Origin of the sequence: Burkholderia sp. lig30, from assembly GCF_000687455.2 — a bacterium.
In the GTDB taxonomy this organism is placed as follows: domain Bacteria; phylum Pseudomonadota; class Gammaproteobacteria; order Burkholderiales; family Burkholderiaceae; genus Burkholderia.
The window spans coordinates 50,841-67,947 of the sequence record NZ_JGVW01000070.1 but is presented as its reverse complement, the minus strand read 5'-3'; the positions used below and the strand labels follow the sequence as shown (position 1 = coordinate 67,947).

The following is a 17,107-nucleotide window of genomic DNA, read 5'->3' as shown; positions in this document are numbered from 1 at the left end:
TCACGCGGCGATTCTCCAGCGCAGCGGCGCGTTCGCGTGCCGGACGAAGCGGGCCGGGTCGAAGCGCTCGCCGCGCTTCAGGCTGCGAGCCGTCGAAGCCAGCTCGAGCGGATGCGCGTCGCCGAGCGCGCGCGCACGTTCGAGCAGCGCCTGGCCGGCCGGCAGCCGATGCGCCCCCTTCCACGCAAACGCGACATAGTTTCCGCTGTCGCGCACCGCGAACAGTGCGTATGACGTCCCGAACGCCGATCGCAGCCGCTCGACGTGCTCCGGCAATGCCGGATCGCAATCGGCCAGATTGACGACGAGCACGCCCGCATCCGCCAGCCGCTCCCGGCACGCGGCAAAGAACGCGGCGCTCGCGCACTGGGCCGGCATGCCCTGCGCGACGAACGCGTCGAGCAGGATCACATCCGAGCGGGCCGCCGCCACCCGCATGTGTTCGGCGCCGTCCGCCTGAACCACCTCGAAGCGCGCGTCGTCCACGGGAATCCGGAACACGTCGCGCAGCGCAATCACCTCGGGGTTGATCTCGACCGCGGTGACCGCCGTCCCGGGCAGGCGCGCATGGCAATACTTCGCCATCGACCCGCCGCCCAGCCCGACCATGCAGATGTGCCGCGGACGCGGCTGAAGCAGCAGAAAGCCCATCATCGCGCGCGTATAGCCGAGCACGAGCCTGTCCGGCTCGTCGAGCGACATGAAGCTCTGCGTCGACAGGTGATCGAAATGCAGCGACAACGCCTGCTTCGTCTCCAGCACGAACGGCTGCGCGTCGCTCAACGGCGTCGACAGGAATTCCATGAATGCATTGAAGGACGATCGATCGCCATCCACGTTACCGCTCCCTCCGATGACGCGCGCCGCGCCGACATGCAGGCGCCGCGACGCATGCGCGCGCAGCCTCTCCCGTTCGCCGCCTCGATGACGATGACGACTGCCCGGCCGCAACCTGACGGCCGCAGGCGCCCCCGGCTCGACCGAGACGGCAGGCTGCCTGAAGGACGCACATGCTATGATAATGAAATACACATATTTTTACCTTCTCATTATAATCCAGGCCCGCCTTCACGTTCGTGCGATCGCGCGGCAGCGATGAGTGGGGCTCGACGAGGATTTCGACATGTTTGACCACGGCGTGACGCTGCTGTCCCCCGATCGCGTGCCGATGTCACTGCGTGACGTCGCGGGGAGCCGCGGGCTCGTCGTGGTCGGCGTAGGACGCGGTGGCGAAAGAGGATTCCAGATGCTCTACCGGTTTCGGGAAGACAGCGAACGGCTGGCGTCGCAAGGCGTTCACCTGGTATTCGCGTACCCGAGGGAATCGGCGCGCCACGTGCTGGACCCGATCTCGGCCTCCAGTGCGCGCCTGCAGCGTCGCCCTTGCTTGCTGCTGGACGCGGACGGATGCTTGTTCCGAAGCGGACCGCCGGTCCGCTCGCTCGCGGTCGCGCACCTCGCGCACGACATGGCGCTGCTCGACGCCGCCGACATCGACCTGCGGAATGAAGCGTGGGAAGACGGGCTGCACGCGTACCTGTCGCGCATCCATGTCGGCGCGAACGACGCGGCGCCGGCCGGGAACTGATCCGCATGCGCCCCATGACCTACCGGTATCTGGGCACCCGCGTGCCACAGCCCGCGGCGCTCGCCGACAAGCCGATCGTGATCGAGACCGCGGATCTCGTGTCGCTGTGCTTCGACCATCGCGGCATGCAGAGCTGCATGCTGCGCGCAGACCCCGACGCGCTGACGCTCGGCTACACCCGCACGATGATGGGCTTCCTGCTGTTCCATGCGAAGCCGTCCCACATCGGGATGATCGGCCTGGGCGGCGGATCGCTCGTGAAATATTGCTATCGGCGCCTGCCCGACGCACGCATCACCGCGGTGGAAATCAGCCCGGAAGTCATCGCGTTGCGCGAGCGGTTCCACATCCCGCCGGACGACGGCCGGCTGACGGTGCTGTGCGACGACGGCGCCCGTTTCGTGTCCGTCACGGACGCGCAGTTCGACGCGATCCTGCTGGACGGATTCGACGCGGCCGGCTTCCCGCAGGCGCTCGGCAGCGACACCTTTTACGCGGACTGCCGGCGCCGGTTGAGCCACGGCGGCGTGCTCGCGATCAATTTCCTGTGCGACGACCCGCATCTCGGCCACTATCTGTCCGGGCTGCGCCGCGCGTTCGGTGCGACGTCCGTCGCGCTGGCGCCGGCGGAAGACAGCGCGAACAACATCATCGCCTTCGCGTGGAACGGTGACGCGACGCTGCCGTCGCTCGAGACCTCGATCGAGCACGCCCATCGGCTCGCCGACCAGTACGGCGTCGATATCCTCGGTACGGCGATGCGTCTCGAGATCGGCGCGAGTTACGACTGGGAGCGATTCGGACGGCCGTCCGCCGGCTGAACCCGCAACGGTCCGGGTCGCTTCGCACGAAGCGCCATTTTTCAGGGAGAACGCATGAACAGCGACAACACGTCAAACGCCGGCACGCTTTCGCGTTCGGCGATCTGGGCGCTGGAGCGCCTGGCCGAAATCCGTTACGGGCGGGAAACGCCCGCACTCGGCTGGTCGGTCACCCGGGAACTCATCAGCGCGGGATTCGTCGCATACGCGGCGAACGGGCGCAGCGGCGTGTCGATCACCGCCGCCGGAAAAGCGTTCGTGCAAAGCCTCAAGTGAGATCCCGTCGCCGCGGCGCGGCGTGTGCGCGCGGCCCGGCCATGCTCGACGCCGCATCGCCTTCGATGCGGAAAGACCCGGAACCGGACATCCGCCGACGCCGCGCATGCGTGCCCGGATGATGCGCGGCGATCATCGCGTCACGCGGCAACCGCGTCCGCTTCCTCGGCGAGGCTCTCGTGCGTCTTGCCGTGCGGCTGCGGATTGCCGTTCTCGTCGAGGCTGACGAACACCATGCGATCGACCGTCAGGATGCTCTTCCCGGTCACGGTGTTGCGGACATGGCACTGCAGCGTGACCGAGGTCTTGCCGAACGCGCTCGGAATGAAGACCAGCTCGATCACGTCGCCCTTGCGCGCCGAACTCACGAAGTTGATCTCCGACATATACTTCGTCACCACGCGCCGGTGCCCGACGAGATCGATCATGTAAATGGCGGCCTCTTCGTCGATCCACGACAGCAGACGACCGCCAAACAACGTTTCGTGCGCGTTCAGATCTTCGGGCTTGACCCACTTTTTGGTGCAGAACTGCATTTGATACACTCCAATGAATCAGGGTTTTCCCTAATTATGCAGTGTTTCAAAATTCCGTGCCAGCAACAGCGCGGCTAAAGCGCGCAGCGACGCCCCCGATCCGCATGCGCGCCGCCCATCGCGACGCGGTCGGCGCGCCTGCCCATGCCGGCGCGGCGGGCCGGCACACTCGGCCAGGCCGCCGTTCGCCACCGGCATCCTGCTGCTTCAACCGGCCGCCAGCGAAGCGCCTCCGATCGTCGCATCCGTCAGCTTGAACACCGACACCGCCCCCCGGAGCTTGCCTGCCTGTTCCTGCAGGGACTGCGCCGCGGCGGCGGCCTGCTCGACCAGCGCGGCGTTCTGCTGGGTCACTTCGTCCATCTGCTTCACCGCCTGGCTCACCTGCTCGATGCTGTGGCTCTGTTCGTCGGACGCCGCGGTGATTTCACCGACGATGTCCGCCACCCGCTTGATCGCATCCTGGACTTCGCCCATCGTGGAGCCCACCGCGGACGCCTGCCGCGCACCGTCCTGAATCATCGCGACGGACGAACCGATGAGGTCCTTGATCTCGCGGGCCGACGATGCCGAGCGCTGCGCGAGACTCCGCACCTCGCTCGCGACGACGGCGAATCCGCGCCCGTGGTCGCCGGCACGCGCGGCCTCCACGGCGGCATTCAACGCAAGGATGTTGGTCTGGAACGCGATGCCTTCGATCACCCCGGTGATGTCGGAAATCTTGCTGGAGCTGCTGCTGATCTGCTCGATCGTGCCGACCATCGACTGCACGGATGCGTTGCCCGTTTCCGCCAGGCCCGTGGCATTGAGTGCCAGTGCGTTCGCCTGGCGGGCGTTGTCCGCGTTGTGCCGCACCGTCTCGGTCAGTTGCGCCATGCTCGCCGCCGTTTGTTCGAGCGAAGCCGCCTGCTCCTCGGTGCGCGACGACAAATCCGTGTTCCCGGCCGCGATTTCCGCGCTGGCGGTGGCCACGCTTTCCGCGTTGCCGCGGACCGAGCGCACCACGTCGGTCAGCGAACCCTGCATCGCGCCCAGCGCGCCCAGCAGCGGAGAGATCTCGTCGGCGGAGGAATCCACCACCGCCACCGTGAAATTGCCGTCGCGGACGCGTTCGGCCACCTCCCGGGATTCCGCGACGCGGCTGCGAAGACTTTTCCCGATGTACCACGAAAACGCCACCAGACCGATTGCGATGGCCGCCACGAGGCTCACCAGCAGCACACGGGTCGACTGCACGGCGTGCTCGATGTCGACGACCTGGCCACCCAGTTGATCCCCCTGCCTGGCGCGCTCCTCGCCCAGCCATTTCTGAATCCGCGCGAAGGTCGGGATGGTCTGGGCCGTCAACATCTGGAACGCTTCGTCGCGGTGCCCTTCCCGAATCAGCCGGAGATTGGCTTCCGCGACCGGCCACGCATCGGCCTGCATCTTGAGCCAGACGTTATGGAACGCCTCCTTTCCGGCGGCGTCGGTAATCTCGTTCAGGAATGCGTCGTCGTTACGGTGGATCTGCTGGCGTTTCGCGTCGATGTCCTGCGCCGCGGCCTGGACGTCCGCAGCCGACGACACCAGCATTGCGTGGCGCAAGTCCAGCAATACCTGCGTCATGCTCAGTTCCGTGCTCGCGATGCGCTCCAGCTGCTGCATGCGCACATTGCCCGCGTTGGCGGCGATCCGCTGCGCGCCGGTCAACTGGATCCAGGAAACGGCGGCGACTGCCGACAGGACAACAATCAATGCGGCCGATACGGCATACAGTCGGCTTGTCAGGCTGAATTTCGCGAAGAGTTTCATGACAGGGTAAGCGGATGGAGAAAGTGTCGGATTTCCGCAGGCTACTTGCCAGGGAACAACTACTTGACGACGCATCTCCCGCGTTTCTTGAGGCGGAAATCTTGCGATGGCGCAAGGAACATGCACACTGTCTCGCCTGACGCGATCCCCCCGGTGGAGCGACTGCGAAACCCGCCGGCAATCCACGAGGCGCCCGCCCAGGCCGGTCGCCCCGTGGATACGCCATTCCGGCGCTCACTCGACGTTGTCCGTCACATCCGTCATCCGGATCATGTGCGGCCGCCCCCCATCCTCGTCCGGCGCTTCGGCGGCCTCCTTCGGATGAATGAGCGCCTCGAGCCGTGCCTTGGTCGCGACGAACTCGGGCGAATTGACTTGCGCATAGTCGCGCGGCCGCGGCACCGGCACCTCGATCAATTCCTGCACTTCGCCCGGATTCGCCTTCAGCACGAGAATGCGGTCCGCCAGGAAGATCGCTTCGTCGAGGTCGTGCGTGATGAACAGGATCGTGATGTCGATGTTCCGCCAGATGTCGAGCAGATGCGCCTGCATCTTCGCGCGCGTCTGTGCGTCGAGCGCACCGAACGGCTCGTCCATCAGCAGGATGCGCGGCCGGTTCGCGAGTGCGCGCGCGATCGCGACGCGCTGCTTCATCCCGCCCGACAGCTGATGCGGGTACACGTTCGCGAACCGCGTCAGCCCGACGAGATCGAGCCACTGCATCGCTTCGCGCTCGGCCTCGCCGCTGCTGCTGCCGTTCATCCTGAGGCCGAACATCACGTTCTTTTTCACGGTCAGCCACGGAAACAGCGTGTAGCCCTGGAATACCATCCCGCGGTCGGCGCCCGGCCCCTGCACGGGCTTGCCGTCGAGCAGCACGTCGCCGCTCGACTGCGATTCCAGCCCCGCGAGAATGCGGATCAGCGTCGACTTGCCGCAGCCCGACGGGCCGATCACGCACACGAACTCGCGCCGGTGTGTCTTGAAACTGATGTCGTTCAGCGCGACGCATTCGCCCTGCGGCGACTTGAATCGCTTGCCGAGATGGCGCACCTCGAGGATGACGTCGCGCGTCTTCAGGCGCGCGAAACGCGCGCGCACCGCGTCGGACTGGATCAGGTAGTCGGGAATGGCTTGCGGATTCTGCATGATTGCCCCTTCGGAAATCGTTCGGCTCGAAAGTCAAAGGCCATCACGCTTTCAGCGTGCGGTCCCACGGAAACAGCTTGCGGCCGAGCAGCCCGAGCACGATGTCGGTGCCGAGGCCGATGATCCCGATCATCAGGATCGCCGCATAGACGTTGTCGAAATGCTGGTAGCGCGCCTGCTGGCTGATGTACCAGGTAATGCCGGAACTCGTGCCGACCAGTTCGGCGACGATCAGGTAGGTCCACGCCCATCCGAGCAGGATCCGCTGGTCGCGGTAGAGATCCGGCAGGACGCCGGGGATCACGACATGCGAGATCAGCTGCAGCTTTTTCGTGCCGAGCGTCATCGCGGCCTCGAACAGCCCGTATTCGAGCTTGCGCGTCGTGTTCGCGACGATCAGCACTTGCTGGAACAGCGTCCCGATGACGATGATGGCGATCTTCGGCGCGTCGTAGATGCCGAGAATCGCGACCATCAGCGCGCCGAACGCAGGCGCCGGCAAATAGCGGAAGAACTCGAAGAACGGTTCCTGCAGCCGCGCGATCGCGCTGAAGGTGCCGCAGACGATGCCGATCGGCACGCCGATCGCGGACGAGATCACGAACCCCCAGAAGATGATCCGGATGCTGTGCCAGAGGCTCTGATGAAGCCAGACGCCATCGCGCGATGCGGGCGGCGTCGTGAACGCCGTATAGAACGCGCGCAGCACCTGGTGCGGCGCAGGCAGATAGACGGGGTTCGCCGGCATGCCCTCCGGCACGGCTGCATGCGTGTCGCGTGCATGCGCGAGCTCGTCGGCGAACACCTCCTTGTCGACCTGCATGCCGGTCTGGAAGTAATCGACGCTGCCCGGGTTCGTGATGCGCACCTGCGGGTGCCAGACGAACGGCGCGTAGCTGAGCAGGCACCAGACGGCGAGCGGCAGCAGGAAGGACGCGATGCCGAGCATCCATTTTCCGCGTGTCGACAGCTCGCGGCGAACCGCGAGCCATTCAGTCGTATTGCGGGTCGTTGACATGTGAATCTCCGTGTCGTGTTGCAGGCGTGCCGCGCGAATCCGTTGCCGGACGCGCGGCGTCGCGTTCATCTCGGTGCCGGCGCGAGGCTTGCGCGATAGGCTCGCCAGCCGCCGAACCGCGTGATGTCCTCGGCGCCGCCGAGCGCGGCGCTTTCGCAAAGAAAGCCCTGGACTTGCGCGCCGTCGGCAAGCGTCAGCGTGCCGATGCCGAGCGGCGCCGCGATCCCGGCAACGAAGCTGCCGTACCCCGCGACGGGCATGTCCCAGAGCTCGACCGCGACCGCGGCGCCGTCTTCGGCGACGCGCACGAGGCCGGGCTTCGCGACGCCGCCCGACGCGGCGGCCGGCAGCGCATGCAGGCGATACGCCGCCGCGGTCGTCGTCTCGGCGACGAAACGCGCGCTGCGCTGCGTGAGCTGCCAGTTCAGCGGTTCGCCGCGCAAATGGGCGCCGACGACGGCGACACGCACGAAGCCGCCGGCATCGGCGATCGCGCCCGCGCGCGCGCCGGCCTCCGAACGCGCGCCCTCGCCGCTTGCGCCGCCACCCGGTTGTTCATCGAGCCACGCCTGCGCCAACCCCAGCAGCATCGCATCGTCGTGTGCGCGGCCGACGAACGTGATGCCGAACGGCAGCCCCGCATGACGTCCGGTTGCGCACGTGCCCGCCGGCACCGCGATCGCCGACAGGTCGAGCAGGTTGACGAAGTTCGTGTAATAGCCGAACCGCGCATTGACGCCGACCGGATCCGCCTCCAGCTCGGCAACCGTTGCGGTCGTCGCGGAGGTCGGCATCACGATGGCATCGATGCGTTCCCAGACGCGCGCGGCCTCCATTCGCAAGGTAGCGAGCCGGTCGAACGCCGCGAACGCGTCGGCGGCGCTGAAGCGGGCCGCGCCGCCGACGATGTCGCGGATCACCGGATGCAATGCGTCGGGCTGCCGCGCCATGAACGTGCCGAGCGCCGCGAGCCGCTCGGCGACCCACGGCCCGTCGTACAAGAGCCGCGCGGTGTCGAGGAACGGCATGAAGTCGATCTCGACAACGTGTGCGCCGCTCCCGCGCAGACGCGCGACGGCTGCGTCGTAGGCGAGCCGGTACGATTCGTCGCCGAAGAATTCGAGCTGATCCCGGCGCGGCGTGCCGAAGCGCATGCGGCTCAGCATCGGCGAGCCGCAGGCAATGCCCGATGCGGCCAAAAGCGGCTGCCATTCGCGCGCATACGGATCGCCCGCCGTCACGCCGCGCGCGACATCGAACACCGCCTGTGCGTCGGCCGGCGTGTGCGCGAACACCGACACGCAATCGAGCGACCGGCAGGCGGGCACGACGCCAAGCGTGCTCAACACGCCCTTCGTCGGCTTCAGCCCGACGAGCCCGTGGAACGCGGCCGGCACGCGGCCCGAACCGGCCGTATCGGTGCCGAGCGAGAACGCGGCGATCCCGAGCGCGACGGCGACCGCCGAACCGGAACTCGAGCCGCCCGACGCGTAGCGCGGATCGAGCGCGTTGCGGCACGCGCCATACGGCGAGCGCTGGCCGGACAGGCCGGTGGCGAACTGGTCGAGGTTCGTCTTGCCGACCGGAATCGCGCCCGCCGCGATCAGGCGCTCGACGACGGGCGCGCTGCGCGCCGGCGTGTATGCATAGGCCGGGCAGGCCGCGGTCGTCGGAATGCCGGCGAGATCGATGTTGTCCTTGATCGCGAACGGCACGCCGAACAGCGGCAGCGTGGCGATGTTGCGTCCGTCGAGCGCCGCCGCGTAGCACGTCATTTCGTCATGCGTGAGCGGGCGGATCCACGCATGATGCGGATCACCCTGCGCGAAACGCGCGGCGATCGCGTCGACCAGCGCCCGCGGCGTCAGGCTGCCCTCGGTGTAGCACTGGCGCAGCGCGGCCAGCGAGCGCAGATCCGGCATCTCGCCATGATCGGGCATGCTCATGCGACCTCCTCGGCGGCATCCGCCCGCATCACCATCAGCCGTTGGCCGGCGGTCACCGCCGTGCCGGGCGCGCAGTCGATCGACTCGATCACGCCATCTTCCGTCGCTGCCACGGACACCTCCATCTTCATCGATTCGAGAATGGCGACCACTTGCCCTTCGGCGACACGCGCGCCTGCCTCGACGAGGACCTTCCATACGGAGCCCGATACGTCGGCGGTAATTCCGCGCTGCGCGGCGGTAAGTTCCTCGCTCGCCGATGCCGCGCCATCGTCGGCGCCGCCGCCGGCGTCGCCCGCATAGTCGGCCTGCCCCGCCGCGCGCCAGCGCTCGCGTTCGGCGTCGAACGCCGCCTGCTGCGTCGACTTGAACGCGGCGATCGATTGCGCTTCGTCGCGCAGGAAGCGGTTGTATTCGGCGAGATCGAACACCGATTCCTCGATCTTCAGGCTGGCGCGACCGGCCGCGAAATCCTCGCGCAGCGCCGTCAGCTCGGCCTCGCTCACCTCGTAGAAACGGATCTCGTCGAAGAAGCGCAGCAGCCACGGCTTGCCGGCTTCGAACTCGGGTGTCGTGCGATAGCGGTTCCACATCTGCACGGTGCGGCCGACGAACTGATAGCCGCCCGGGCCTTCCATGCCATACACGCACAGATAGGCGCCGCCGATGCCGACCGCGTTTTCCGGCGTCCACGTGCGCGCAGGGTTGTACTTCGTCGTCACGAGGCGGTGCCTGGGATCGATCGGCGTCGCGACCGGCGCGCCGAGGTAGACGTCGCCGAGCCCCATCACGAGATAGCGCGCGTCGAACACGATCCGCTTCACGTCGTCGATGCCCGACAGGCCGTTGATGCGGCGGATGAACTCGATGTTGCTCGGGCACCACGGCGCGTCAGGGCGCACCGACTGCATGTAGCGCTCGATGGCGACGCGGGTCGACGGGTCGTCCCACGACAACGGCAGATGCACGATTCGATTCGGCACCCGCATCTCGGCGACGCCGGGCAACGCGCGCTCGGCCTGCCGCAGATGCGCGAGCAGCGTGTCGAGCGACAGCACGCGATCGTCGAACTGCACCTGCAGCGAACGGATGCCGGGCGTCAGGTCGAGCATGCCGGGCAGCCGGTGCGCATCGAGCCAGCACATCAGCGCATGCACGCGAAAACGCAGGTTCAGGTCGAGCGCGAGCGGGCCGTATTCGATCAGCACGTTGCGATCGCCCGACCGGCGGTAGACGACGCCGGTCCCGTCGCCGGCGGACGGATCGCGATACAGCACGCAGCCGTGCGGCGCGATCTCGCCCCCCGCCGGCGCCATCGCCGGTTGCGCGACGCGCGCGAACTGCACGGTGTCGCCCGGCCGCAACTGGCCGAGCTTCCATAGCTCGTCGCGCACGACCGTCACCGGGCAGACGAATCCGCCGAGACTCGGCCCGTCCGGCCCGAGGATCACCGGCATGTCGCCGGTGAAATCGACCGCGCCGATCGCATACGCGTTGTCGTGGATGTTCGACGGGTGCAGGCCCGCTTCGCCGCCGTCCGCGCGCGCCCATTGCGGCTTCGGGCCGATCAGCCGCACGCCGGTGCGGCTCGAGTTGTAGTGGACGGTCCAGCGCGTGTCGTAGAGCATCGCGATATCGTCCGCCGTGAAAAAATCCGGCGCGCCGTGCGGGCCGTCGAGCACGCCGAGCGTCCAGGCATGCGTGAGCACCGGACGCTCGGCCACGTCGAGCGTCGCGCCCGCTTCGCCTCGCCCCGCCCCCGCGGGCAGATGCAGCACGTCCCCCTTGCGCAGCGCGCGGCCCGCGTGCCCGCCGAACTGGCCGAGCGTGAAGGTCGCCTTGCTGCCGAGGTAGTCGGGCACCTGCAGGCCGCCCTTCACCGCGAGGCACGCGCGCACGCCCGCTCCCGTCACGCCGCCGAGCTTCAGCACGGCGCCCGGCGCGGCGCGCAGCACCTGCCAGAACGGCGCGGGCACGCCGTCGAGCGTGGCCGCGAGCGGCGCGCCGCCGAGCACGAACAGCGTCGCCGTATTGAAACGCAGCGTCGCCCCGACCATCGTGAATTCGAGTCCGGCCGCGTCGCGCGGATTGCCGAGCAGCGCGTTCGCGAGATCGAACGCGCGGTCGTCCATCGGCCCCGACGGCGGCACGCCGACGTCCCAGTAACCGATTCGCCCGGGCGTCTGCTGGACGGTCGTCTGCACGCCGCCATCGAGCACGTCGATGGTGTGCGGCGCGAACGCGAAGCGCGACAGGAACGCGGTCGTTTGCGCGCCGCGCGCGAACGTGTCGGAACCGGCAATCGCGCGCAGGTAGTCGAGATTGGTCTCGATTCCGTACAGCTCGGTGCCGTCGAGCGCGTCGCGCAGCGCCGAGAGCGCGTGCTCGCGCGTGTCGCCGCTTACGATGAGCTTCGCGAGCAGCGGATCGTAGAACGGGCTGATTTCCGTGCCGGCATCGACCCACGTCTCGACGCGCGCCGCGTCCGGAAACGCGACATGCGTCAACACGCCCGCGCTGGGCTGGAACTGCTTGTTCGGATCCTCGGCGTAGAGGCGCACCTGGATGCTTGCGCCACGCGGCGCGACTGCGAGCGTGTCGAGCGGCGGCAGGTCGCCTTCTGCCTGCAGGATCATCCATTCGACGAGGTCGATGCCGGTGACTTCCTCGGTCACGCAGTGCTCGACCTGCAGCCGCGCGTTCACCTCGAGGAAATAGAACTGCCGCGCAGTCTCGTCGAACACGAATTCGACGGTGCCGGCCGATGCGTAGCCGACCGCGCGCGCGAGCCTCACCGCGCTCGCATGCAGCGCGTTGCGCTCTGCATCGGTCAGGCCGGGCGCGGGCGTTTCCTCGATGACCTTCTGGTTGCGCCGCTGCACCGAGCAGTCGCGTTCGCCGAGCGCGATCACGCCGCCGCGCCCGTCGCCGAAGATCTGCACTTCGATGTGCCGCGCCTGTTCGACGAATTTCTCGAGGTAGACGCCCGCATGCGCGAAATTCGCGCTGCCGAGCCGCACGACCGTCTCGAATGCGGCTTCGAGCTGGGCGGCATCACGGCACAGCGACATGCCGATGCCGCCGCCGCCCGCGGTGCTTTTCAGCATCAGCGGATAGCCGATCGCTTCGGCTTCGACGAGCGCCGTCTCGACGTCGGGCAACAGGCTCGTGCCGGGCAGCAGCACAACGCCCTGCTCGCGCGCCAGTTCGCGCGCCGTGTGCTTGAGGCCGAACGCGCGCATCTGGTCGCCGCGCGGCCCGATGAAGCGCAGGCCGGCCGCTTCGCACGCGTCGGCGAAGCCGGGATTCTCGGACAGGAAACCGTAGCCCGGATGCACCGCCTGCGCGCCCGTCGCGCGCGCCGCGTCCAGGATCGCGGCGACGTTCAGGTAGCTGTCGGCCGCCGGCGCCGGGCCGACGCACACCGCCTCGTCGGCGAGCGCCACATGGCGCGCGTCGCGATCGGCTTCCGAGTAGATCGCGACCGATGCGATGCCGAGCCGCTTCAGCGTGCGGATGACGCGGCACGCGATTTCGCCGCGATTCGCGACGAGCACTTTCGCCAGTCTCATTGCGCCTCCCAGATCGTCAGGCGCACCGGCGTCGGGTTGTAGCCGTTGCACGGATTGTTGAGCTGCGGGCAATTCGAGATCAGCACCGTGACATCCATCTCCGCGCGCATCTCGACATATTTGCCGGGCGCCGAGATGCCGTCCTCGAATGTGAGCCGGCCGAGCGGCGTAACCGGCACGTTCATGAAGAAATTGATGTTGCTGACGATGTCCCGCTTCGTGAGTTGCGCGCCGGCACCGCACGTGCAATGCGAGATCGCGTTCAGGAAGCTGTCGCGGCAGTTGTGCATGTGGTGCTTGTCGAGCGCATAACGGACCGTGTTGCTCTCGGCCGCGCACGCGCCGCCGAGGGTGTCGTGGCGTCCGCAGGTGTCGGCGACGATCGTCATCATCGGATTGCCGAGATTCGACAGCAGCACGCTGCCCGCGCTCAGGTACAGGTTGCGCTGCTCGCGGATCGTGTCCTGCGCGCTGTAGCGCTCTTCGGGATCGTCGGTGCGATAGAACAGCGTATCGACCGCCTGGTTGCCTTCGAGATCGAGGATGCGGAACACCTGCCCGCGCCTGACCTCGTGCAGCCAGGGGTCGCCCGCGTTCAGCGTGAAGTCGTACACCGCATGCTGCGTGTCGAGGGTGCTTTCGATAATCGGCATGGCGGTGCTCCTCAGGCGAACAATCGGTCGGTGTTGGTGAAGCCGCGCTCGTTTTCCGCGCACGCGCTGCGGCACGGATCGTCGGCGGGTATGACGGCGTCGGCCGGATATGCGCGATACGCGATCAGCTTCACCGGCTTCGGCGCATAGGCGGGATTCGGATCGAGAGGGTGCGGCGCGGTCGAGAACGCGGCCAGCGTGTTCATCTCGAAGCGCAGATCGAACGCGCTGCCCGCCGGCGAATGGCCCGTCACGTAGTCGAGCGAGCCGTCGTCGCCGGGCGCGACCTTGCTGAAGAAATTGACGTTCGCGGCAAGATCGCGCGCGGACAGCCCGTATTTCGCCAGCTCCAGCACGAGGCTGTCGCGGCCGTTGCGGATCATCGCGTTGCGATCGGCCTGGTACGACGATGCGCCGTACTTGCGCGCGAACAACCGCGCATCGCCGACACCGCCGAGCGCGTCGTGCCAGCCGAGCGTATCGGCCGTCATCGACGCGATCACGCGGCCCATGTCCGTGTAAAGCGCATGACCGCGCGTCAGGTGCGCGGTGTGCTGGGCCTTCAGCGTATCGGCCATGTTGTAGCGTTCGAGCGGATCTTCCTGACGATGGAAGACCGCTGACAGGTTCGCGCCGCCGTCGGGATCGACGACGCGCAGCGCCATGCCGCGGCGCAGGATACCGGACCAGTGCGCGCCGGCGGGCAGGATGGTTTCCCACGCGACGTGCGCAAGCGGGGCAAGAAAGGCTTGGGGGCTCGACGACATGACGGCTCCTCGGATCGGTTGAGAAAAAGCGTGAGAGGGCGACCGAACGACATCGCGACCTCCCGGGCTTTTATCCCTCCGTGGAGCCTCGTCGATTCCTCTCGTCGAGGAAGGCGGCAAGACCGGATTGCTCTCGGACCAGGCATCGCACGGCAATGTGTGCCGCGCGACCGGAACCCTAGCGATCCTGAAGATGATGCAAATTGCTTCGCACCTCTCGCAGGCCGATGAAGCGATTTGCGTGCCAGCACATGCGATATGTGCAATTGCGGCGGCGCCGCACGCGTGGCGCCGTGTCACGCCGGATGAATCGGCGGTCGGCCCGCCCCCGCACGGGGCGCATCGCGCACCAGACGAACGCGACGCGCACCAATGCGGGGCGACGAAGCCCGGGCTTCGCGTGCGCTGCCGCAATGGCATGGCCATTGCTCGTCACCTGCATCTTCCTCTCGACTTCAAGCGCTCATGAACAGACTCGACACGTTGCGGCGCGTACTCGCCGCATTGCTTTCCGCCCGTTTCATCGAACTGCAGCGGCCCGCGCGCCGTCGCTGATCGCCGGTTGAAGCGCCGCTGCCGGCCAACGCGCGCCGCATGACTGGCACGCTTCTCGCTCACCCCGGCATCGAGAGGTGCGGCGGCGTCGCATCTTAGGGATGCTAGGGTTCCGGTTCGTCAGAACGTCTGGTCCGAGAGCAGCCCGGCGCGTTTTCAGGCGGCCGTCAGGCCGGGTGGATGCGCGCTACACGGCGGGACAAAAGCCCGGGAGATCGGCGATGGCGGCGGCCATCGTGCCTCTCCGTGGCCGGCGTTTCGTCCCGCATCCGCAGGAACCGGTCATGTCGCGGGATCGCGCAAGCGCGCGGTCCTTCACGAACCCTTGCATTCCCGGTCTCCTGGAGAAAACGATGACGCGCCTCGCCTCCCCGTTCCACCGCCTGCTGTCCTCCCGTTCCGTCCGCCGCGCATGCGGCGCCGTCGCGCTCGCCGGCACCCTGCTCGCCGCGCCCGCCGCACACGCGGCCGCGCCGCTGAAAATCGGCTACAGCGACTGGCCCGGCTGGGTCGCGTTCCAGGTCGCGCTCGACAAAGGCTGGTTCAAGGAGGCCGGCGTCGACGTCGACTTCGAGTGGTTCGATTATTCGGCGTCGATCGATGCGTTCTCCGCGGGCAAACTCGATGCGGTCGCGGTCACGAATGGTGACGCGCTCGTGACGGGCGCGTCGGGTGCCAGGAACGTGATGATCCTGCTGACCGACTATTCCGCGGGCAACGACATGATCGTCGCGAAACCGCCGCTGCGCACCGTCGAAGGCCTGAAGGGAAAGAAGGTCGGTGTCGAACTCGGCCTCGTCGACCACCTGCTGCTCGAGACGGCATTGCAGAAGCACGGGCTGAAGGACACCGACGTCAAGCTCGTCAACGCGAAAACCAACGAGCTGCCGCAAGTGCTCGGCTCGTCGAGCGACATCGCGGCGGTCGCCGCGTGGCAGCCGAACGCCGGCGAGGCGCTCAGGCGCGCGCCGGGCGCGCGGGCGATCTTCACGTCGGCGGACGCGCCCGGCCTGATTTACGACGCGATCACCGTCACGCCGACCAGCCTCGCCTCCCGCAAAGCCGACTGGGCCAAGGTGACGAAGGTCTGGTATCGCTGCGTCGCGTACATCAACGATCCGAATACGCAGGCGGACGCGGTCCGAATCATGTCCGCGCGTGTCGGCCTCAAGCCCGAGCAATACCTGCCGCTGCTCAAGGGCACGCACCTGCTCGATGCGGCCGCCGCCAGACAGGCATTCCGCAAGGGCGACGGGCTCGATTCGATCTACGGCTCGACCCGCAACGCCAATGCGTTCAACGTGCGCAACGCGGTCTACAAGCAGTCTCAGGACGTCGACGCGTACATCGATCCGGCGCTCACCAACGCGCATTGACATTCTGCGGGGCGGCGCGAAACGGCGCGTCGCCCCGCACAGCTTCAGCGCCGCATCCGCGGTGCCCGCCAATGGGCGCCGCCCGCCATCTCGACAAACGATCCGAGATATTCGATCGACGCATCCGCGTCGCGCGTGCCGAGAAAGATCTGCTTGGCGATGCCGTCCTTGCCGAGCTTGACGCTCACCACCGGCATGCGATCGGCGTATTCGTCAGCGAGCCAGCGCGGTAGCGCCGCGACGCCGCGATCGCTCGCCACCATCTGCAGCATGATGTCCGTGGTCTCGATCGTCTTGTGCCGTTTGGGGGCGATGCCGGCCGGCGTGAGGAATTGCGTATAGATGTCCAGCCGGTCGGTTTCGACCGGGTACGTGATCAGGATCTCGTCCGCGAGCTGCTCCGGCCTGACGTAACCGACACCTGCCAGGCGATGCTGCTCGGCGACGACCAGCACCTGTTCGTAATCGAACACGGGATCGAAGCGCAGGCCCGGCTTTTTCAGCGGATCGGGTGTCACGAGCACATCGATGTCGTAGCCGATGAGTGCGCCGATGCCACCGAACTGGAACCGCTGCTTGACGTCCACATCGACGTCCGGCCAGCGCGCCAGATACGGCGACACCACCTTGAGCAGCCACTGGTAGCACGGATGGCACTCCATCCCGATCCGCAGCGTGCCACGTTCGCCGTCCGCGTACTGCTTCATCCGCGCTTCCGCATGCTCGAACTGGGGGAGAAGCCGTTCCGCGAGCGAGAGCAGATACTGCCCTGCCTGCGTCAGTCGCAGGCTGCGTCCGTCGCGGTCCCAGATTGGCGTGCCCAGCTGCTGCTCGATTTTCCTGACGGCATGACTGAGCGCGGACTGGGTCAGAAACAGCGTGTTGGCGGCGGCCGTCAGGGAGCCCTGGCGGGCAACTTCGCGGATGATTACAAGGTGGATACGTTCGAGCATATGGGCAACCGGATAAATTTCACATGAACAATATTAATGGATACATGAATTAATTCCATTATTCTTCATGGGTCGAGCATCCTATCATCGCTGCCAGTCTTTT

At 67.2% G+C, this 17,107-nt stretch carries 14 protein-coding genes and 2 riboswitches; of the genes, 4 read left to right on the top strand and 10 right to left on the bottom strand.

All coding sequences use genetic code 11. From position 1 onward, the window contains the following. Complete coding sequence (locus tag LIG30_RS10700) at nt 1–837, bottom strand: fused MFS/spermidine synthase (RefSeq protein WP_152986062.1); 837 nt, start codon at nt 835–837, stop codon at nt 1–3. 286 nt (nt 838–1,123) lie between these two features. On the opposite strand from LIG30_RS10700, the gene LIG30_RS10695 reads away from it, so the two are divergent. From LIG30_RS10695 to LIG30_RS10685, 3 genes are read left to right on the top strand one after another with little or no spacing between them, the layout of a single operon-like run. Next, a complete protein-coding gene (locus LIG30_RS10695) occupies nt 1,124–1,588 on the top strand; it encodes a hypothetical protein (RefSeq protein WP_051994965.1) in 465 nt (154 codons plus the stop codon). A gap of 5 nt (nt 1,589–1,593) precedes the next feature. Further along, the gene (locus LIG30_RS10690) at nt 1,594–2,409 is read left to right on the top strand and encodes a fused MFS/spermidine synthase (RefSeq protein WP_051994959.1); all 816 of its coding nucleotides are present in this window, start codon (nt 1,594–1,596) and stop codon (nt 2,407–2,409) included. 54 nt (nt 2,410–2,463) lie between these two features. Next, complete coding sequence (locus LIG30_RS10685; protein WP_038711946.1) at nt 2,464–2,685, top strand: hypothetical protein; 222 nt, start codon at nt 2,464–2,466, stop codon at nt 2,683–2,685. A 140-nt stretch (nt 2,686–2,825) separates the two neighbouring features. On the opposite strand, the gene LIG30_RS10680 is transcribed toward LIG30_RS10685, so the two are convergent. The 8 genes from LIG30_RS10680 to LIG30_RS10645 form a co-directional block, all read right to left on the bottom strand. Continuing rightward, on the bottom strand, nt 2,826–3,221 hold the full coding sequence (locus LIG30_RS10680; protein ID WP_038711945.1) for an acyl-CoA thioesterase: 396 nt from the start codon (nt 3,219–3,221) through the stop codon (nt 2,826–2,828). 207 nt (nt 3,222–3,428) lie between these two features. Further along, nucleotides 3,429–5,015 carry a methyl-accepting chemotaxis protein gene (locus LIG30_RS10675; protein ID WP_038711944.1) on the bottom strand — a complete coding sequence of 529 codons (1,587 nt, stop codon included), beginning with the start codon at nt 5,013–5,015 and terminating at the stop codon, nt 3,429–3,431. Nucleotides 5,016–5,249: 234 nt separating this feature from the next. Then, a complete protein-coding gene (locus LIG30_RS10670) occupies nt 5,250–6,164 on the bottom strand; it encodes an ABC transporter ATP-binding protein (RefSeq protein WP_038711942.1) in 915 nt (304 codons plus the stop codon). 43 nt (nt 6,165–6,207) lie between these two features. Continuing rightward, the gene (locus tag LIG30_RS10665) at nt 6,208–7,182 is read right to left on the bottom strand and encodes an ABC transporter permease (protein ID WP_038712008.1); all 975 of its coding nucleotides are present in this window, start codon (nt 7,180–7,182) and stop codon (nt 6,208–6,210) included. 65 nt (nt 7,183–7,247) lie between these two features. Then, a complete protein-coding gene (gene atzF, locus LIG30_RS10660) occupies nt 7,248–9,128 on the bottom strand; it encodes an allophanate hydrolase (RefSeq protein WP_038711941.1) in 1,881 nt (626 codons plus the stop codon). Further along, on the bottom strand, nt 9,125–12,700 hold the full coding sequence (gene uca, locus LIG30_RS10655) for an urea carboxylase (protein WP_038711940.1): 3,576 nt from the start codon (nt 12,698–12,700) through the stop codon (nt 9,125–9,127). The genes atzF and uca overlap by 4 nt, the downstream gene beginning before the upstream one ends. Continuing rightward, nucleotides 12,697–13,353 carry an urea amidolyase associated protein UAAP2 gene (locus tag LIG30_RS10650; protein WP_038711938.1) on the bottom strand — a complete coding sequence of 219 codons (657 nt, stop codon included), beginning with the start codon at nt 13,351–13,353 and terminating at the stop codon, nt 12,697–12,699. Before LIG30_RS10650 ends, uca begins: the two co-directional genes overlap by 4 nt. An 11-nt stretch (nt 13,354–13,364) precedes the next feature. Further along, nucleotides 13,365–14,120: an urea amidolyase associated protein UAAP1 gene (locus tag LIG30_RS10645; RefSeq protein ID WP_038711936.1), complete on the bottom strand. Its 756-nt coding sequence runs from the start codon at nt 14,118–14,120 to the stop codon at nt 13,365–13,367. Nucleotides 14,121–14,177: 57 nt separating this feature from the next. Then, a riboswitch (guanidine-I (ykkC/yxkD leader) is annotated at nt 14,178–14,313 on the bottom strand. Nucleotides 14,314–14,768: 455 nt separating this feature from the next. Continuing rightward, a riboswitch (guanidine-I (ykkC/yxkD leader) is annotated at nt 14,769–14,891 on the top strand. A 137-nt stretch (nt 14,892–15,028) separates the two neighbouring features. Here LIG30_RS10645 and LIG30_RS10640 point away from each other — a divergent pair. Next, complete coding sequence (locus tag LIG30_RS10640; RefSeq protein WP_038711935.1) at nt 15,029–16,051, top strand: ABC transporter substrate-binding protein; 1,023 nt, start codon at nt 15,029–15,031, stop codon at nt 16,049–16,051. A 44-nt stretch (nt 16,052–16,095) separates the two neighbouring features. Here the strand turns inward: LIG30_RS10640 and LIG30_RS10635 are convergent, their stop codons facing one another. Further along, the gene (locus LIG30_RS10635) at nt 16,096–17,004 is read right to left on the bottom strand and encodes a LysR family transcriptional regulator (RefSeq protein ID WP_038711934.1); all 909 of its coding nucleotides are present in this window, start codon (nt 17,002–17,004) and stop codon (nt 16,096–16,098) included. Between the last annotated feature and the right edge of the window lie 103 nt (nt 17,005–17,107).

Bases quoted from the DNA above. Each gene is read 5' to 3' on its own strand.
- LIG30_RS10695 (WP_051994965.1), top strand. From the start codon at position 1,124: ATGTTTGACCACGGCGTGACGCTGCTGTCCCCCGATCGCGTGCCGATG.
- LIG30_RS10680 (WP_038711945.1), bottom strand. From the start codon at position 3,221: ATGCAGTTCTGCACCAAAAAGTGGGTCAAGCCCGAAGATCTGAACGCG.
- LIG30_RS10645 (WP_038711936.1), bottom strand. From the start codon at position 14,120: ATGTCGTCGAGCCCCCAAGCCTTTCTTGCCCCGCTTGCGCACGTCGCG.
- atzF (WP_038711941.1), bottom strand. From the start codon at position 9,128: ATGAGCATGCCCGATCATGGCGAGATGCCGGATCTGCGCTCGCTGGCC.
- LIG30_RS10650 (WP_038711938.1), bottom strand. From the start codon at position 13,353: ATGCCGATTATCGAAAGCACCCTCGACACGCAGCATGCGGTGTACGAC.
- LIG30_RS10685 (WP_038711946.1), top strand. From the start codon at position 2,464: ATGAACAGCGACAACACGTCAAACGCCGGCACGCTTTCGCGTTCGGCG.
- LIG30_RS10665 (WP_038712008.1), bottom strand. From the start codon at position 7,182: ATGTCAACGACCCGCAATACGACTGAATGGCTCGCGGTTCGCCGCGAG.
- LIG30_RS10635 (WP_038711934.1), bottom strand. From the start codon at position 17,004: ATGCTCGAACGTATCCACCTTGTAATCATCCGCGAAGTTGCCCGCCAG.
- LIG30_RS10640 (WP_038711935.1), top strand. From the start codon at position 15,029: ATGACGCGCCTCGCCTCCCCGTTCCACCGCCTGCTGTCCTCCCGTTCC.
- uca (WP_038711940.1), bottom strand. From the start codon at position 12,700: ATGAGACTGGCGAAAGTGCTCGTCGCGAATCGCGGCGAAATCGCGTGC.
- LIG30_RS10675 (WP_038711944.1), bottom strand. From the start codon at position 5,015: ATGAAACTCTTCGCGAAATTCAGCCTGACAAGCCGACTGTATGCCGTA.
- LIG30_RS10670 (WP_038711942.1), bottom strand. From the start codon at position 6,164: ATGCAGAATCCGCAAGCCATTCCCGACTACCTGATCCAGTCCGACGCG.
- LIG30_RS10690 (WP_051994959.1), top strand. From the start codon at position 1,594: ATGCGCCCCATGACCTACCGGTATCTGGGCACCCGCGTGCCACAGCCC.